Here is a 16,733-nt window from a genome sequence, read left to right as displayed (position 1 = left end):
TCACGGCCACCAGAACGCGGCCAGGCGGGCGATGCCGGGCTCGAGGTCGGCGTCGGCCGGCATGGACAGCACGGCCACGCCGCCGGCGGGCATCCCGCGGAAATCGCCGGACTGGCCCGAGCTCAGCAGCGCCGCCAGCTGTTCGAAGCCGGGGTTGTGGCCGACCAGCAGCACCCGGGCGATATCGCGGTGTTCATCCGCGACCTGCATCAGCATGCCCGGGGTGGCGTCGTAGATGCGCTTTTCCTGGCGCAGCTCGACATAGCCCAGCGCGGCCATGGCCTGCTCGGTGGTCTCGCGGGCGCGGCGCGCGGGCGAGGTGACGACGCGGTCGGGCAGGTAGCCGTGGTCGCGCAGCCAGCGCCCGGCGGCCTCGGCCTCGGCCTGGCCCTGCAGGGACAGCGGGCGGTCGAAGTCGTCCTGGCCGGGGGCGGCCGGTTCGGCGTGGGCGTGTCGGAGCAGGATCAGTTCGCGCATGGCCATCCTTGATTGATGCGGGGTCCGGAAGAACGGGGTCAGAGTGACTTCTTGAGCCACTTCAGCAGCGGCGCCCAGTCGTCCTGGTGGCTGCGGATCTGTTCGGAGTGGTAGTCGAACACCGACTTGCCCAGCGCCGCCATCAGCACGTAGGCCTGGGTGTCGCGCAGCTCGGCCACCAGCGGGTAGGGCCAGGCCTTGAGCTGGTCCAGGGCCTGCTGGGAGTTGCTGGTCCAGGGCTTGAGCCGGTTGCCGACGATGCCGACCGGCAGCTTGCCCTTCTTGATGCGCGGGTGCTGCACGAGCGAGTTCAGGAAAGGCACGGTGGCTTCGAGGTCGATCATCGAGGGCAGCACCGGCACGATCACCGCGTCGGCGATGTCGAGGAAGGCGGTGAGGTCTTCGCCCATTGCGCCGGCCGGGGCGTCCACCACGAGGCGCTGGACGCCATCGGGGATGTGCTTGTCCCAGCCGCGCTTGCTGCCGTCGATCGGCAGCACGGCGGTGTCGAGGGCGGCGCGCTTCTCGCACCAGTGGGTCGAGGACTTCTGCCGGTCGGCGTCGAGGAGGGCGGTGGCCTTGCCGTCGACGGCGAAATGGGCGGCGAGGTTGGTCGACACCGTCGTCTTGCCGGCGCCTCCCTTCGAGCTGGCGACCAGGATCGTACGCATGCCGGACCTCCACATCGGGAAGAGGCCTCACTCTAACCCGCAACCGAGCAGAAACTCTATTGGGCTGTGTGACGGTGCGGAAAGCCCACTTCACTTCGGAGGGCGCATGCCGGCACCCCCGGTCCCGGGCCTGCATTCCCCGGATTTCGAGCGCGACAGCTGCGGGTTCGGGCTGATCGCCCAGCTGGACGACCGGCCTTCGCGGGCCCTGGTCGACGCAGGGCTGCAGGCGCTGGCGCGGCTGACGCATCGGGGCGCGGTCGGGGCCGACGGGCTCAGCGGCGACGGCTGCGGGCTGCTGCTGCGGCGGCCGCGGGTGTTCCTGGCGGCGATCGCGCACGAGGCCGGCATTCCTTATGCCGATGGTGACGCCTGCGGCATGGTGTTCCTGCCGCACGAGGCCGAGGCGGCCGCGGCCTGCCGCGCGGGGCTCACGGCGGCGCTGGCGGCGCGCGGCCTGGCGGTCGGCGGCTGGCGCGAGGTGCCGGTGGTGCGCGAGGGCTGCGGCGGGATCGCGCTGCGCGGGCTGCCGCGGATCGAGCAGGTGTTCGTGCGGACGCCGGGCGGGCTGGATGTCGCGGGCTTCGAGCGGGCGCTGTTCCTGGCGCGGCGCGCGGCCGAGCAGGCGCTCGCGGCGCACGGCGATTTCTACGTGGCCACGCTGTCGGCCGCTACGCTGGGCTACAAGGCGATGGTGCTGCCGGACCAGCTGGCGTCGCTGTATCCCGACCTGGCGCGGCCGGAGCTGGCTTCGTCGGTGGTGGTGTTCCACCAGCGCTTCTCGACCAACACGGCGCCCGCGTGGAAGCTCGCGCAGCCGTTCCGGCTGCTGGCGCACAACGGCGAGATCAACACGATCGAGGGCAACCGCGCCTGGGCCCGCGCCCGCGCGGCGCACTGGGCTTCGCCGCACCTGGACCTCGCGACGCTGCAGCCGCTGGTCAGCGAGCAGGGTTCGGATTCGCAGAGCCTCGATAACCTGCTGGAGCTGCTGCTGGCCGGCGGCATGGACCTGCTGCAGGCGATCCGCATCCTGGTGCCGCCGGCCACGGCGTCGCTGGAGTACAAGGACCCCGACCTCGCGGCGTTCTACGAGTACTACGGCCTCTCGCTTGATCCCTGGGACGGCCCGGCCGGCATCGTGATGTGCGACGCGCGCTACGCGGCCTGCACGCTCGACCGCAACGGCCTGCGCCCGGCGCGCTGGCTGCTCACCGCCGACCGCACGCTGGTGGTGGCCTCGGAAACCGGCGTCTACGACGTCGCCGACGCCGACGTGGTGGCCAAGGGCAAGCTGGGTCCCGGCGAAATGCTGGCGGTGGACCTGCAGCGCGGCAAGCTGCTGGACACCCACGCCATCGACGACATCAACAAGTCGCGCGCGCCTTACAAGGCCTGGCTGAAACAGGGCGTCACCTACCTCAGCACCAGCCTGGTGGATCCCTCGCTGGCGGCCGAGCCTTTCGACGCGCCGACGCTGCGGCGATTCCAGAAGCTGTTCCAGCTGACGCGCGAGGAGCGCGAGGCCGAGCTGCGCGTGCTGGCCGAGACCGAGCAGGAGGCCACCGGCTCGATGGGCGACGACACGCCGGTGGCGGTGATGTCGCGGCAGATCCGGCCGGTGTACGACTACTTCCGCCAGGCCTTCGCGCAGGTGACCAACCCGCCGATCGACCCGCTGCGCGAGCAGCTGGTGATGTCGCTGGCGACGCAGCTGGGGCCCGAAGGCAATGTGTTCGAGGACAGCCCGGCCAACGCCGTGCAGGTGATGCTGAACTCGCCGATCCTGTCGCAGCGCAAGCTGCGGCAGCTGCTGGCGCTGGAGCAGTTCGCACAGGCGAACGCCCTGCTCCACCTCTATTTCGATCCCGATGAAACGCTGGCGGCCGCGCTCGACCGGATCTGCGCCGCGGCCGAGGCCGCGGTGCGCGCCGGCGCGGTGCTGGTGCTGCTCAGCGACCGCTATCCGCGCGAGGGCGCGGCGGCCGTGCCGGCGCTGCTGGCGACCGGCGCGGTGCATCACCATTTGTCGGCCGCGGGACTGCGCTGCCGCGCCAACCTCGTCATCGAGACCGGCAGCGCCCGCGACGCGCACCAGATGGCCTGCCTGATCGGCGTCGGCGCGACCGCGGTCTATCCCTACCTCGCCTACCAGACGCTGTCGGCGCTGGGCCGCGCCGGCGTGGTGGACGGCAAGCTCGGCAACGAGCCGGCCGAGCTGGGCCGCAGCTACCGGCGCGGCATCAAGAAAGGCCTGCTGAAGATCCTCTCGAAGATGGGCATCAGCACCGTGGCCAGCTACCGCGGCGCGCAGCTGTTCGAAATCATCGGGCTGGCGGACGAGGTGGTGGCGCGCTGCTTCCCGGGCATGGTCAGCCGGCTGCAGGGCGCGGGCTTCGCCGAGCTCGAGGCCGAGGCGCGCGCGATGGCGGCGGAAGCGTGGACCGACACGACCGACATTTCCCCCGGCGGCCGCCACAAGCTGGTGGTCGGCGGCGAGTACCACATGTACAACCCGGACGTGATCGCCGGGCTGCAGCGCGCGGTGCGCAGCGGCGATCCCGCGGATTACTTCGCGTATGCCGCGCACGTCGACGGCCGCCCGCCCTCGGCGCTACGCGACCTGCTGGTGCCGCGCGCCGATATCGCGCCGATCCCACTGGAGGCCGTCGAGCCCGCCGAAGCCATCCTGGCCCGCTTCGATTCCGCCGGCATGTCGCTGGGCGCGCTTTCGCCCGAGGCCCACGAGGCGCTGGCGATCGCGATGAACCGCCTGGGCGGCCGCAGCAATTCCGGCGAAGGCGGCGAAGACCCGGCCCGCCACGGCACCGAAAAGCGCAGCAAGATCAAGCAGGTCGCGTCGGGCCGCTTCGGCGTCACGCCGGAGTACCTGGTCAACGCCGAAGTGCTGCAGATCAAGATCGCGCAGGGCGCCAAGCCCGGCGAAGGCGGCCAGCTGCCCGGCCACAAGGTCAACGCGATGATCGCGCGCCTGCGCCACGCGCGCCCCGGCATCGGCCTGATCTCGCCGCCGCCGCACCACGACATCTATTCGATCGAGGACCTGGCCCAGCTCATCTACGATCTCAAGGAAGTGAACCCGTCGGCGCTGGTGTCGGTGAAGCTGGTCTCGCACGCGGGCGTCGGCACGATTGCCGCCGGCGTGGTGAAGGCCTATGCCGACCTGGTGACGATCTCCGGCCACGACGGCGGCACCGGCGCCTCGCCGATCTCGTCCATCCACCACGCCGGCACGCCGTGGGAACTGGGCGTGGCCGAAGTGCAGCAGACGCTGCGCATGAACGATCTGCGCCACCGCGTGCGGCTGCAGGCCGACGGCGGCCTGAAGACCGGCCTGGACGTGGTGAAGGCGGCGATCCTCGGCGCCGAGAGCTTCGGCTTCGGCACCGCGCCGATGGTGGCGCTGGGCTGCAAGTACCTGCGCATCTGCCACCTCAACAACTGCGCCACCGGCGTGGCCACGCAGGACCCGCGGCTGCGCGCGCACCACTTCACCGGCCTGCCCGAGATGGCGATGAACTTCTTCCGCTTCGTTGCCGAGGACGTGCGCGGCTGGCTGGCGAAGCTGGGCGTGGCGCGGATGGAGGACCTGATCGGCCGCACCGACCTGCTGGTGCAGGCCGAGGGCATCACCGAGCGCCAGCGCAAGCTCGACCTGTCGCCGATCCTGGCCGCCGCGGACGGGCGGGGCGACGCGGCGCGCTTCTGCACCGAAGCCCGCAACCCGCCGCGCGACACGGGCCGGCTGGCCCGCCGCATGCTGGAGGAGATGCGGGCCGCGATCCACGCCGGCGCCGGCGGCGAATTCCACTTCGACGTCGGCAACGCCGACCGGAGCATCGGCGCGCGCATTTCCGGCGAGATCGCGCGCGTGCACGGCGATGCCGGCATGGCGGACGCGCCGCTCACCGTGCTCCTGCGCGGCCACGCGGGCCAGAGCCTCGGCGCCTGGAATGCGGGCGGGCTGCACCTGCACCTCACCGGCGATGCCAACGACTACGTCGGCAAGGGCATGGCCGGCGGGCGGATCGTGCTGCGGCCTCCCGCGGCGGCGCGGTACGCCGCGGCGCAGGCGCCGATCATGGGCAACACCTGCCTGTACGGCGCCACCGGCGGCGAGCTGTATGCGGCCGGCACCGCGGGCGAGCGCTTCGCGGTGCGCAATTCCGGCGCGCTGGCGGTGGTCGAAGGCATCGGCGACCACGGCTGCGAGTACATGACCGGCGGCGTGGTGGTGGTGCTGGGCCGCACCGGCCTGAATTTCGGCGCCGGGCTCACCGGCGGCCTGGCCTACGTGCTCGACAGGGAGCGCGATTTCGTCGACCGCTACAACCATGAATTGATCGACGTGCTGCGGATCACGCCCGAGGGCATGGAGCACCACCGCCATCATCTCCGCGGCCTGCTGCGGGCCCACGTCGAACACACCGGCAGCGCGCTGGCCGAAGGCCTGCTGGAAGACTTCCGCGACGTGGCCGGGCGCTTCTGGCTGGTGAAGCCCAAGGCCGCTTCGCTGGAGCAGCTGGCCGGGATGCTGAGGAACGCGGCATGAAGGCCAAGCCGTTCCAGTTCCTCGAGCTGCCGCGGAAGATGCCGCGCGAACTGCCGGCGAACACCCGCGTGCTGGGCTGGCAGGAAATCTACGGCCAGTTCGCCGCGCCCGAGGCCGCCGACCAAAGCGCGCGCTGCCTGGACTGCGGCAATCCCTACTGCGAGTGGAAGTGCCCGGTGCACAACCCGATCCCGGACTGGCTGGCGCTGGTTCGCGAGGGGCGCCTGTTCGAGGCCGCCGAGCTCGCGCATTCGACCAATCCGCTGCCGGAGATCTGCGGCCGCGTCTGCCCGCAGGATCGTTTGTGCGAGGGCGACTGCACGCTCAACACCGGCTTCGAGGCGGTGACGATCGGGTCGATCGAAAAGTACATCGTGGACGAAGCCTTCCGCCTGGGCTGGCGGCCGGATCTTTCCGCAGTGAAACCCAGCGGTCGGCGCGTGGCCATCATCGGCGCCGGGCCCGCCGGCCTGGCCTGCGCCGACCGCCTGGCGCGCGCGGGCATCGAGGCGCACGTGTTCGACCGCTATCCCGAGATCGGCGGGCTGCTGAGCTTCGGCATCCCGGCGTTCAAGCTTGAGAAGCACGTGGTCGCCACGCGCCGCGACGTGCTCGAGGCGATGGGCGTGCGTTTCCACCTGGGCGTGCACGTCGATGCCGACAAGGGGGCCGAGCTGGTGCGTGATTTCGACGCGGTATTCCTGGGCACCGGCGCCTACACGGCCGTGGACGGCCGCCTGCCCGGCCAGGACCTGCCCGGCGTGCTGCCGGCCCTGCCCTTCCTGGTGGGCAACGCCCGCAAGCAGCTCGGGATGCCGTCGCCGGAAGACCCGGCGGTGGAGCTGGGCGGCAAGCGCGTGCTGGTGCTCGGCGGCGGCGACACTGCGATGGACTGCGTGCGCTCGGCGATCCGGCTCGGCGCGGCCGAGGTCAGCTGTGCTTACCGCCGCGGCGAAGCCGACATGCCCGGCTCCCGCCGCGAAGTGAAGAACGCGCGCGAGGAAGGCGTGCGCTTCCTGTTCAACCGCCAGCCGCTGGCGATCGAGTCGGGCCTGCGCATCGACGGCGGCCAGCAGGTGATGGGTGTGCGCGTGGTCGAGACCCGCGCCAGCGGTGGCCGCGGCCAGGCGGCCGAGCCGGTGCCGGGCAGCGAAGCGGTGCTTCCGGCCGACGTCGTGATCCTCGCGTTCGGCTTCCGCGCCAGTCCGGCGGCCTGGTGGGCCGGCTTCGGCGTCGACCTCACGCCCGACGGCCGCATCCGCACCGGCCCGGGCGGCGCGACCTCGCATCCGAAGCTGTTCGCCGGCGGCGACAACGTCCGCGGCGCCGACCTCGTGGTCACTGCCGTGCACGATGGCCGGGAGGCCGGCGTGGCGATCGCGCGCCGGCTGCTGGGCTGAGCCCGCGCCGGTCTGCTCCGGTATCATCACGCCCTTCGAATGAAGGACCCCCGATGAGCGAGCTGCAGGACCTCACTTCCCTCGTGCGCGCCAACACGGCGCTGATCGTGGTCGAGACCCCCGACGAGGGCCGCGTGGTGGACCTGTTCCGGCACCTGCTGATGAACGTCTGGCGGCCGCTGTTCCGCTGGTCGATCACCGAAGGCCTGCGCCGCATCGACCTGGACGGCGAGGACGCGCCGATCGCGCCGCCGGACGCCACCACGACCCTGCGCACCATCCGCGAGATGGACCAACGCGGCATCCACCTGCTGCTCGACTTCCACCCTTACCTCGGCTACGCCACCACGCAGCGCATGCTGCGCGAGATGATCGACCGCCGCGACTGCAAGGACCACACCATCGTGCTGGTGGGCGCGAAGATCGAGCTGCCGCCGGACCTCGAGCACCTGGCCGTGCGCTTCTCGCTGCGGCTGCCCGACGAGAAGGCGCTGCTGAAGCTGGTGCAGGACGAGGCCGCGCTGTACATGCGCGAGCACGGCGGCAAGCGCGTCGAAGTAGACAAGGACGCGCTGGCGATGATCGTGCGCAACCTGCGCGGGCTGTCGCTGGTGGATGCGCGCCGGCTGGCGCGGCACCTGATCTTCCGCGACGGCGTGATCTGCGCCGACGACCTGCCGGAGCTGGCCAAGCTCAAGTTCGAGCTGCTCAACAAATCCGGCAACCTGCACTTTGAGTACGACACCGCGCGCTTCAGCGACGTGGCCGGCCTGGCGCGGCTGAAGTCCTGGGTGGGCCAGCGCCGCGCCGCGTTCACCGGCGACGTCGCGCTGCCGGTCGGCCTGGACCCGCCGAAGGGCATCCTGCTGCTGGGCGTGCAGGGCTGCGGCAAGTCGCTGGCGGCCAAGGCGGTGGCGGGCGGCTTCAACGTGCCGCTGGTGCGGCTGGATTTCGGCACGCTGTACAACAAGTACCACGGCGAAACCGAGAAGAACCTGCGCGACGCGCTGGCCTCGGCCGAGCAGATCGCGCCCTGCGTGCTGTGGATCGACGAGCTGGAGAAGGGCCTGGCCAGCGCCGGCGGCAGCGACGACGGCGGCGTGTCGCGGCGCGTGCTGGGCTACTTCCTGACCTGGATGGCCGAGCGCAAGTCGAAGGTGTTCCTGGTCGCCACCGCCAACGCCGTGCAGGACCTGCCGCCCGAACTGCTGCGCAAGGGCCGCTTCGACGAGATCTTCTTCGTCGACCTGCCCGACCACGGCGCCCGCGCCGAGATCTTCCGCATCCACCTGGCCAAGCGCGAAGTGGACTGGGAAGGCTTCTCGCTGGACTCGCTGGCCGAGGCGGCGAATGGTTTTTCCGGCGCCGAGATCGAACAGGCCGTGGTCAGCGCACTCTACGCCGCCCACGCCGCGCAGGCGCCGGTGGACGAAGCCCGCGTGCTCGAGGAAGTGCGCAACACCCGCCCGCTGAGCGTGTTGATGGCCGAGCAGGTCAACGCCCTGCGCGACTGGGCCCGCAGCCGCACCGTCCCGGCCGACTGACACCCCGCCCTGTAGGAGGGACTTCAGTCCCGATGCCTTTCGGCAGAAAGCATCGGGACTGAAGTCCCTCCTGCAATGAGGGTCAGAACCAGCGGCGGACTTGGCGGCAATAGTCGCGGTAAGCCTCGCCGAAGAGCGCGGCGAGGTAGCGCTCCTCGCGTGCGATCACGTAGTAGCGGACCAGCAGCAGCACTGGCACCAGCGTCAGCAGCGGCCACAGGCTGTTGCACGCCAGCGTGACCGCGGCATAGGCCAGCGCCATGCCCAGGTACATCGGGTTGCGCGTATGGCGGTAGATGCCCTCGACCACCAAAGCGCTGTCCTTGCGCCAGGGCCGCGGGTCGGTGCCCTTGCGCTTGAATCCGCCCAGCGCGCTGCCCAGCAGCCAGATCGCCACCGCGCCGAAAGCCGCGGCATGCAGGTCGAGCCACCACGCCCGCGTCGGATCGAGCAGCGGCAGCGACGCCAGGAAATACTCCAGCGTGAGTCCCGCGCCCAGGCCCAGCGCGAAGATCAGCGGCGGCGGGAAGCGGACGCCAGGGTTGGAATCTGGCCGGCTCATCTCAGGCTCCTTGAAGCGCTGTCTGTGGGAGGGACTTCAGTCCCGATACTCTTCGCCAGGAAGCATCGGGACTGAAGTCCCTCCTACAGGTGGCGTTGGAGGAGCCAGGCCCAGGCGGGGAGCGTGGCGAGTGAGAGCAGGATGCCATAGCCGACCATGGCGGCCGCGAGGCCGGGGGCCAATCGGTGCGAGATCGCCAACGCCGCGGCGGTGATCATCGGCGGCATCGCCGATTCCAGCACCGCGGCGTCGTGCATCACGCCGGTCATGCCGAACACACGGGCGATGCCAAGCGCCAGCAGCGGCATCACCGCGAGCTTGAGCATCAGGCCTGCGGCGAGCGGCTTGAGCTCATCGCGCGGCAGCGCCAGCTTCAGGCTCAGGCCGATCGCCAGCACCACCAGCGGCAGCAAAGCATCGGCCAGGCGCTGCAGGCCACCGGCGATCCAGGCGGGCGGCGCTTCCGGCATCACGGTCAGGCCAAGCACCAGCGCGAGGAAAGGCGGGAAGGTGGCGATGCGGCGGCCGATCATCGCAGCGGTGGGCTTGGCGTCGCCGCCGTAGCGCGCCAGGACGTACAGCCCGAACGTGGACAGGATCAGGAAGGCGCCGAACTGGTCGTAGATCACCGCGTAAGGCAGCGCGTCCTCGCCCAGCAGCGCCCGCACCAGCGGATAGCCGAGGAAGCTGGTATTGCCGAGCGCGACGCAGAGCAGCAGCACGGCATGTTCGTCGGGGCGCAGTTTGAGCGCGCGGGTTACGCCGGTGACCAGCACGACCGTGGCCACCAGCAGCAGCCATGGCACCGCGGCCACCGCCAGCACCTGCGGGCCCAGCTCCAGCCGCGGCGCGTAGATCAGCACCGACGCCGGCAGGCAGACGTACAGCACCACCTTGTTCAGGACTTCGGCGGCGCTGTCCGGGAACAGCCGCAGGCGCTGGAACAGCAGTCCCAGCGCCAGCATCGACAGGATCAGCGCGAAGGCGTCGAACGCCACCGATCAGCCCTGCTTCGCCTTCTCGGCCGCGATCCACTCGCGGATCTTGGTCTGCAGAACGCCCATCGGCAGGGCACCGTCCACCAGCACCTGGCGGTGGAAGGCGCGCACGTCGAATTTCTCGCCCAGCTCGGCCTCGGCCTCTTCGCGCAGCTCGCGGATCACGCGCTGGCCGACCTTGTAGGCCAGGGCCTGGCCCGGGATCACGATGTAGCGCTCGACCTCGGCGATGACATCCGACTCGGCCATCGAGGAATTGGCCAGCATGTAGTCGATCGCCTGCTGCCGGTCCCAGCCGTAGTAGTGCAGGCCGGTGTCCACCACCAGGCGCATCGCGCGCAGCTGCTCGTCGCTCAGGCGGCCGTACCACTGGTAGGGATCGGTGAACAGGCCCATTTCCTTGCCCAGCGACTCCGCGTAAAGCGCCCAACCTTCGGAGTAAGCGGTGTAGCCGCCGAAGCGCCGGAACGCCGGCAGCGACTCCACTTCCTGCTGGATCGAGATCTGGAAGTGGTGGCCCGGCGAAGCCTCGTGGATCGACAGCGTCTCGACCAGGAAGTTCGGCTGCGCGCGCAGGTTGTGGGTGTTGAGATAGAACACGCCCGGACGCGAGCCGTCCGGCGACGGCGACTGGTAGGACGCGCCGGCCTCGGAGGCGGCGCGGAATGCTTCCACCGGGCGCACTTCGTAATCCGCCTTCGGGAAGATGTCGAACAGCTGCTCCAGGCGCGGGTTGATCTTCTTCTGGACGTCGCGGTAGGCCTGCAGCGCCTCTTCCTCGGTCTTGAAGTAGAACTGGTCGTCGGTGCCCAGGTGCTCGAAGAAGGCCGGCAGGTCGCCCTCGAAGCCCACCTGCTCGCGCACGGCGTTCATCTCGGCCAGGATGCGCGCCACTTCCTCGAGGCCGAACTGGTGGATTTCCTCCGGCGTCAGGTCGGTGGTGGTGTTCACCCGCACGTTGTGCGCATACCAGGCCTTGCCGTCGGGCAGGTGCATCTGGCCGACGCCGGTGCGGGCCTTGGGCAGGTACTCGTCGCGGAGGAAGTCCCGCATCTTGGCGTAGGCCGGCACCAGCGTGCTGGCGATGGCGTCGCGGTAGGCGGCGGTCAGCCGCTCGCGCTCGGCTTCGGGGAATTCAGCCGGCATGTTCTTGATCGGGCCCCAGAACACGCTCTGCTCGACCTCGTCCACCGCATGCGCGGCGAACTGCGGGATGGCCTTCTCGACCACCGGCACCGGCTGCACCACGCCCGCGGCGATGCCTTCGCGCATGTTGGCGATGGCGCTGTCGTTGAGCACCGGGAAGCGGGCGATGCGCGCCAGGAAATCGTCGTAGTGCTTGACCTCCTTGAACGGCTGCAGGCCCTGGCCCGAACCGAGCTGGGCCATGAAGCTGCCGTAGTTGCCGAACTGGTTCACCGGCAGCATCCAGCCGGGGAAGCGGTTGCCCGCCAGCGAGGACTCGCGGTCGGCGATGAAGATGTCGTAGCTCAGGCGGTGCTGGCCGCTGAGCGCATCGCGGTCCAGGGCCTGCACGCGGGCGAGGAAATCGCGCTCGCGGGCTTCCTGTTCGGCGCGGTAGCTGGCCGAGAACATGTCCGGCAGCTGGTCGTTGTAGCGCAGGTCGCCGAGCGCGGTGGCGAAGATCGGGTTCGCCTTGAGCTCGGACTCGTGCCACTCGGCCAGCAGGGCGTCGAGCTCGGCGGCGACGGCGGCCGGGTCGGCCTGCGTGGCTTCGGCCGCGACCGGGGCGGTGGGTTCGGCCGCGTCGCGGCTGCAGCCGCCCAGGGCCAGCAGGCAGGTAAACATCAGGAAGGTGGCGCGCATCACGGATCCTTCGCTTTCGCCGGGGGTGGCTTGCGCTATCTTCCCCCAGTCGCCGCCCGGAGCCTACTGATGAAAGTACTGCCTGCCAGCCTGCTGCTCACCGCCGCCCTCGGCGCGGTCCTGGCCTCCCCCGCCAGCCACGGCGCCGACCGGATCACCGGCCACGCTTTCGCCACCCGCTCGGAGGTGATCGCGCCCGAAGCCATGGCTGCCACCTCGCACCCGCTGGCCACGCAGATCGCGCTCGACGTGATGCGCCGCGGCGGCAGCGCGGTGGATGCGGCCATCGCCGCCAACGCCGCGCTGGGCTTGATGGAGCCGACCGGCAACGGCATCGGCGGCGATTTCTTCGCCATCGTCTGGGACCCGAAGACCGCGAAGCTGCACGGCTACAACGGCTCCGGCCGCTCGCCGAAGTCGCTGAGCCTGAAGTGGTTCCAGGACAACGGCTACACCGACATCCCGCCGCACGGCCCGCTGCCGGTCACCGTGCCGGGCGCGGTGGACGGCTGGTTCGCGCTGCACGGCCGCTTCGGCAAGCTGCCGATGGCCGAGGTGCTCAAGCCGACGGTGGATTACGCGCGCAAGGGCCACCCGGTCCACGAAACCATTGCCTACTACTGGAACCGCAGCGTGCCGGTGCTGTCGAAGTGGCCGGGCTTCACCGAGCAGTTCACCATCGACGGGCGCGCCCCGCGCAAGAACGAGATGTGGCGCAACCCGAACCTGGCCAACACGCTCGAGACGATCGGCCGCGAGGGCCGCGACGCGTTCTACAAGGGCCAGATCGCCCGCACCATCGGCGACTACTTCAAGGCCAACGGCGGCTTCCTCAGCTACGAGGACATGGCCGCGCACACCGGCGAGTGGGTCGAGCCGGTGAGCACCAACTACCGCGGCGTGGACGTGTGGGAAATCCCGCCGAACGGGCAGGGCATCGCCGCGCTGCAGATCCTCAACCTCCTCGAGGGCTACGACTTCTCGAAGATCCCGTTCGGCAGCGCCGAGCACATCCACCTGTTCACCGAGGCCAAGAAGCTGGCCTTCGCCGACCGCGCGCGCTGGTACGCCGACCCCGCCTTCTTCCCGGCGCCGGCCCGCGGCCAGACCCAGGCGCAGGCCGCCGCCGCGCTGACCGCGCGCCTGATCTCCGAGGACTACGCCGCCGAGCGCCGCAAGCTGATCAACCCCGACCGCGCCGCGCGCGCCGTGGACGCCGGCGCGCTGCAGCAGGGCGACACCATCTACCTCACCACCGCCGACAAGGACGGCATGATGGTTTCGCTGATCCAGTCCAACTACCGCGGCATGGGCAGCGGCATGGCGGCGCCGGGGCTGGGCTTCATCTTCCAGGACCGCGGCGAGCAGTTCGTGCTCAAGGCCGGCCATCCCAATTCGTTCGAGCCGGGCAAGCGGCCCTTCCACACCATCATCCCGGCCTTCGCCACCAAGGACGGCAAGCCCTGGATCAGCTTCGGCCTGATGGGCGGCGCGATGCAGCCGCAGGGCCACGCGCAGATCATCATGAACCTGGTTGATTTCGGGATGAACCTGCAGGAAGCCGGCGACGCGCCGCGCATCCAGCACGACGGCAGCACCGACCCGGCCGGCCAGGCGGTGGAGATGACCGACGGCGGCGTGCTCAACCTCGAAACGGGCTTCGACTACGAGGTGATCCGCGCGCTGATGCGCAAGGGCCACACCATCGAATTCGCGGACGGCCCCTACGGTGGCTACCAGGCGATCATGCGCGACCACGCCAACGGCGTGTACGTGGGCGCCAGCGAAAGCCGCAAGGACGGCCAGGCCGCCGGCTACTGAGGCGCCCGGCCCCAGCGTTCCGCCACGTGGCGCTTGAGGCGCTCGACGGCGGTCTCGACGTCGGCGCAGTGCGGCAGCACCTGCGCCCAGTCGGCGGACTTGGCCGCGGCTTCGGCCGCGGCGGCCGCCTCGGCCAGCGGGTGCGCGCCGACCAGCCGCGCGGCGCCCTTGATCTTGTGCGCCTGCCGCGCCACGCGCTCGAGATCGCCGGCCGCGCGCGCCGCTGACATCCCCTGCAGGTCGCCGGCGGTCGCGCCGAGGAAATCGTCCATCACCGCGCGCGCCTCGTTCGGGTTGCCGCCGGTGATCAGGTCCAGCACCGTGGCGTCGAGCGGCGTCGGGTCGTCGTGCGCCTGCGGCAGCGAGGACGGCATCACTTCGCCCGCCCGCGGCACGGTGTGCGGCAGCCAGCGGCGCAGGCAGCCCACCAGCTCAGGGATGCTGACGGGCTTGGCCAGGAATTCATCCATGCCCGCGGCCAGGCAGCGCTCGGCCTCGCCCTTCAGCGCCGCGGCGGTGAGCGCGATCACCGGCGTGCGCGGCTTGCCGTTGCGGGCTTCTTCCTCGCGCAGGGCGCGCGCCATCTCGTAGCCGTCCATTTCCGGCATGTGCACGTCGGACAGCACCAGCGCGTAGCGGCCGGTGCGCCAGGCGGCCAGGCCCTTGACGCCGTCCTCGGCCGATTCGCTGGCGTAGCCGGCCAACGCCAGCTGGCGCGCCACCACCAGGCGGTTGGTGGGATGGTCGTCCACGATCAGCACCAGGCTGCGTTCGGCCAGGGCCTGCGCCACCGAGGGCAGTGGCCGCGCCAGGAAGCCCTTGCCGGTGTCGGGCACGGCCTCGGGCTCGAGGTCCTCGACCCGTCCGCGCGGCAGCGTGATCTCCAGCCGCAGCGTGGTGCCGGCGCCGGGCGTGCTTTCCATGCGGACGTCGCCCTCCATCAGCTCGGCCAACCGGCGCGAAATGACCAGGCCCAGGCCGGTGCCGCCGAAGCGCCGCGTGGTGCTGCCTTCGGCCTGCGAGAAGGGCTGGAACAGCCGGGCCTGCTGCTCGGGCGTGACGCCGATGCCGGTGTCGGTGACGCGGAAGCAGACCCGGTCGCCGTCGCCGGCGCGGCCCTTCCACTCCAGCGCCGCCTCGACCATGCCCGTTTCGGTGAACTTGATCGCGTTCGACAGGAAGTTGCCCAGCACCTGGCGCAGGCGCAGGCCATCGGCCACGTGCGCCGGCCCGATGCGGTCGTCCACTTCGCAGTTCAGCACCAGGCCCTTGCTGGAGGCGGAGCCGCTGTAGTTCGCCACCGTGGAGCGCAGCAGCGCCGGCAGCGACACCGTGGTCGGCGACAGCTCGAGCCGCCCGGCCTCGACCTTCGAGAAATCCAGGATGTCGCCGATGATCTGCAGCAGCGAGCGCGCCGACTGCTGGATGACCTGGATGGTGCGGCGCTGGTCGTCGTCGAGCGGGCTGTGCGAGAGCACCTCCAGCATGCCGGTGACGCCGATCATCGGCGTGCGGATCTCGTGGCTCATCGCCGCCACGAAGCTGGACTTGGCCTCGCTGGCCTCGCGCGAACGCGCCTCGCTGGCGCGCAGCTGCTGCTCGAGCTGCTTGATCTGGGTGAGGTCGGTGCCGACGGCGATGTAGCCGACGGTCTTGCCGCTGCCGTCGCGCATGGCCGAGGTGGCCAGCAGCACCGGCACGTGGCTGCCGTCCTTGCGCACGAAGGTCCATTCCCGCGGCGGCGAGCCCGACTCGATCAGCAGCGGGATCAGGCTGGCGTCGGCCTGCACCGGCCGGTCCAGCGCCTGCGTGAGTTCGGCCGCCACCTTCGCGACTTCGGCCGGCAGCAGCAGGCGGTTGGTGCTCAGCTGGCCGAGGATTTCCTCGGCGCGGTAGCCGGTCAACCGCTCGGCGTAGGGGTTGAAGGTGGAGAAGCGGGCGTCGAGGTCGAGCGAGATGATCGCCACCCGCGCCGCCGCGAACAGCGAGCGCTGGAACACCTCGCGCTCCTGCAGCGCCTCGCGCACCTGCTCGTTTCGCAGCAGCTGCTGGTTGAGTTCGTTCTCGAACTTGCGCACGTCGTCGCGCATCACCAGGAACACGTCCAGCACCTCGCCCAGCTCACCCTCCGGGTGGAAGCGCGGCATGGCCTGGTAATCGTGCCGCCGCATCTGCTGCGCCAGCGCGGTCAGGCTTTCCACGCCCTTGTAGACGTTGCGCACCAGCTTGCTGCCCACCACCGCCACCACCGCCAGCGTGAACAGGCTGAGCAGCGTGCGGATCCAGGCGGCGCGCACGGCGCGGGCCTCCTGCGCGCGCACCTTCTGCTCGGCCTCGATCATCTCGAGGTCGCCCAGGTGCTTCATGCGCGTGGTCACCGGGTCGATGGCGGGGTAGAGCTCGGTGTCCGCGAAGCGCGCCAGCGCCACGATGTCCTTCTGCACCAGGATGCCGCGCAGGGTCTGCGCCGCGGTGTCGGCGCGGGTGCGGGCGCGGGTGATCTGCTCGTACAGTTTCTTCTGGTCGGGCGTGAGCGGCATCCGCTCGAGCGCGGCCCAGTGCTCGCGGATGCGCAGGCGGGCGTGGTCGATGACCTGCACGCCCTCTTCCCAGGTGATCAGGTCGTTGCGGACGCGGAAGGTGGTGTCGACGATGTCCAGGCCGTAGGCGTCGGACACCGCCTTGATGCGGCGCAGGCCGGCCAGCGATTCGTCCTTGAGCGATTCCAGCGCGCGCTGGCTTTGCTGGCGCTCGTATTCGTCCAGGGCCAGCACGCCGGCGCCGGTGAGCAGGAGCAGGCCGAACAGGCCCAGCAGCTGGATGCGGATGCCGAACTTCTGGCCCGGGCGCGGCATCGCCG

General features: G+C 70.6%; 10 protein-coding genes. 4 read left to right on the top strand and 6 right to left on the bottom strand.

Annotated features, from left to right (window positions below):
• Both VFV21_RS12955 and VFV21_RS12950 read right to left on the bottom strand, forming a co-directional pair.
• On the bottom strand, nucleotides 1-477 hold the full coding sequence (locus VFV21_RS12955; protein WP_034214042.1) for a SixA phosphatase family protein: 477 nt from the start codon (nucleotides 475-477) through the stop codon (nucleotides 1-3).
• Nucleotides 478-515: 38 nt separating this feature from the next.
• Complete coding sequence (locus tag VFV21_RS12950) at nucleotides 516-1,148, bottom strand: ParA family protein (RefSeq protein WP_329669836.1); 633 nt, start codon at nucleotides 1,146-1,148, stop codon at nucleotides 516-518.
• 106 nt (nucleotides 1,149-1,254) lie between these two features.
• On the opposite strand from VFV21_RS12950, the gene gltB reads away from it, so the two are divergent.
• From gltB to VFV21_RS12935, 3 genes are read left to right on the top strand one after another with little or no spacing between them, the layout of a single operon-like run.
• Nucleotides 1,255-5,721 (top strand): glutamate synthase large subunit, encoded by a 4,467-nt coding sequence (gltB, locus tag VFV21_RS12945; protein ID WP_329669835.1) that lies wholly within the window; start codon nucleotides 1,255-1,257, stop codon nucleotides 5,719-5,721.
• The gene (locus tag VFV21_RS12940; protein ID WP_329669834.1) at nucleotides 5,718-7,121 is read left to right on the top strand and encodes an FAD-dependent oxidoreductase; all 1,404 of its coding nucleotides are present in this window, start codon (nucleotides 5,718-5,720) and stop codon (nucleotides 7,119-7,121) included. Before gltB ends, VFV21_RS12940 begins: the two co-directional genes overlap by 4 nt.
• 53 nt (nucleotides 7,122-7,174) lie before the next feature.
• Nucleotides 7,175-8,665, top strand: coding sequence for an AAA family ATPase (locus tag VFV21_RS12935; RefSeq protein ID WP_329669833.1), 1,491 nt, complete (start codon nucleotides 7,175-7,177; stop codon nucleotides 8,663-8,665).
• 82 nt (nucleotides 8,666-8,747) lie between these two features.
• On the opposite strand, the gene VFV21_RS12930 is transcribed toward VFV21_RS12935, so the two are convergent.
• From VFV21_RS12930 to VFV21_RS12920, 3 genes are all read right to left on the bottom strand, one after another.
• Nucleotides 8,748-9,227, bottom strand: coding sequence for an isoprenylcysteine carboxylmethyltransferase family protein (locus tag VFV21_RS12930; RefSeq protein ID WP_329669832.1), 480 nt, complete (start codon nucleotides 9,225-9,227; stop codon nucleotides 8,748-8,750).
• An 83-nt stretch (nucleotides 9,228-9,310) separates the two neighbouring features.
• Nucleotides 9,311-10,225 carry an AEC family transporter gene (locus tag VFV21_RS12925; RefSeq protein WP_329669831.1) on the bottom strand — a complete coding sequence of 305 codons (915 nt, stop codon included), beginning with the start codon at nucleotides 10,223-10,225 and terminating at the stop codon, nucleotides 9,311-9,313.
• Between the two features lie 3 nt (nucleotides 10,226-10,228).
• On the bottom strand, nucleotides 10,229-12,052 hold the full coding sequence (locus VFV21_RS12920) for a DUF885 domain-containing protein (RefSeq protein ID WP_329669830.1): 1,824 nt from the start codon (nucleotides 12,050-12,052) through the stop codon (nucleotides 10,229-10,231).
• Between the two features lie 69 nt (nucleotides 12,053-12,121).
• Between VFV21_RS12920 and ggt the strand changes: the two genes are divergently transcribed.
• Nucleotides 12,122-13,873, top strand: a complete 1,752-nt coding sequence (gene ggt / locus VFV21_RS12915) for a gamma-glutamyltransferase (RefSeq protein WP_329669829.1) — start codon at nucleotides 12,122-12,124, stop codon at nucleotides 13,871-13,873.
• Here ggt and VFV21_RS12910 read toward each other — a convergent pair.
• Nucleotides 13,867-16,728, bottom strand: coding sequence for an ATP-binding protein (locus VFV21_RS12910; protein WP_329669828.1), 2,862 nt, complete (start codon nucleotides 16,726-16,728; stop codon nucleotides 13,867-13,869). The two genes, ggt and VFV21_RS12910, sit on opposite strands and share 7 nt — an antisense overlap.
• Nucleotides 16,729-16,733 lie beyond the last annotated feature (5 nt).

Origin of the sequence: Arenimonas sp. (assembly GCF_036275555.1) — a bacterium.
In the GTDB taxonomy this organism is placed as follows: Bacteria; Pseudomonadota; Gammaproteobacteria; order Xanthomonadales; family Xanthomonadaceae; genus Arenimonas.
Note: the sequence above shows the minus strand (reverse complement) of the source record. Positions and strands in the feature narration are given on the sequence as shown.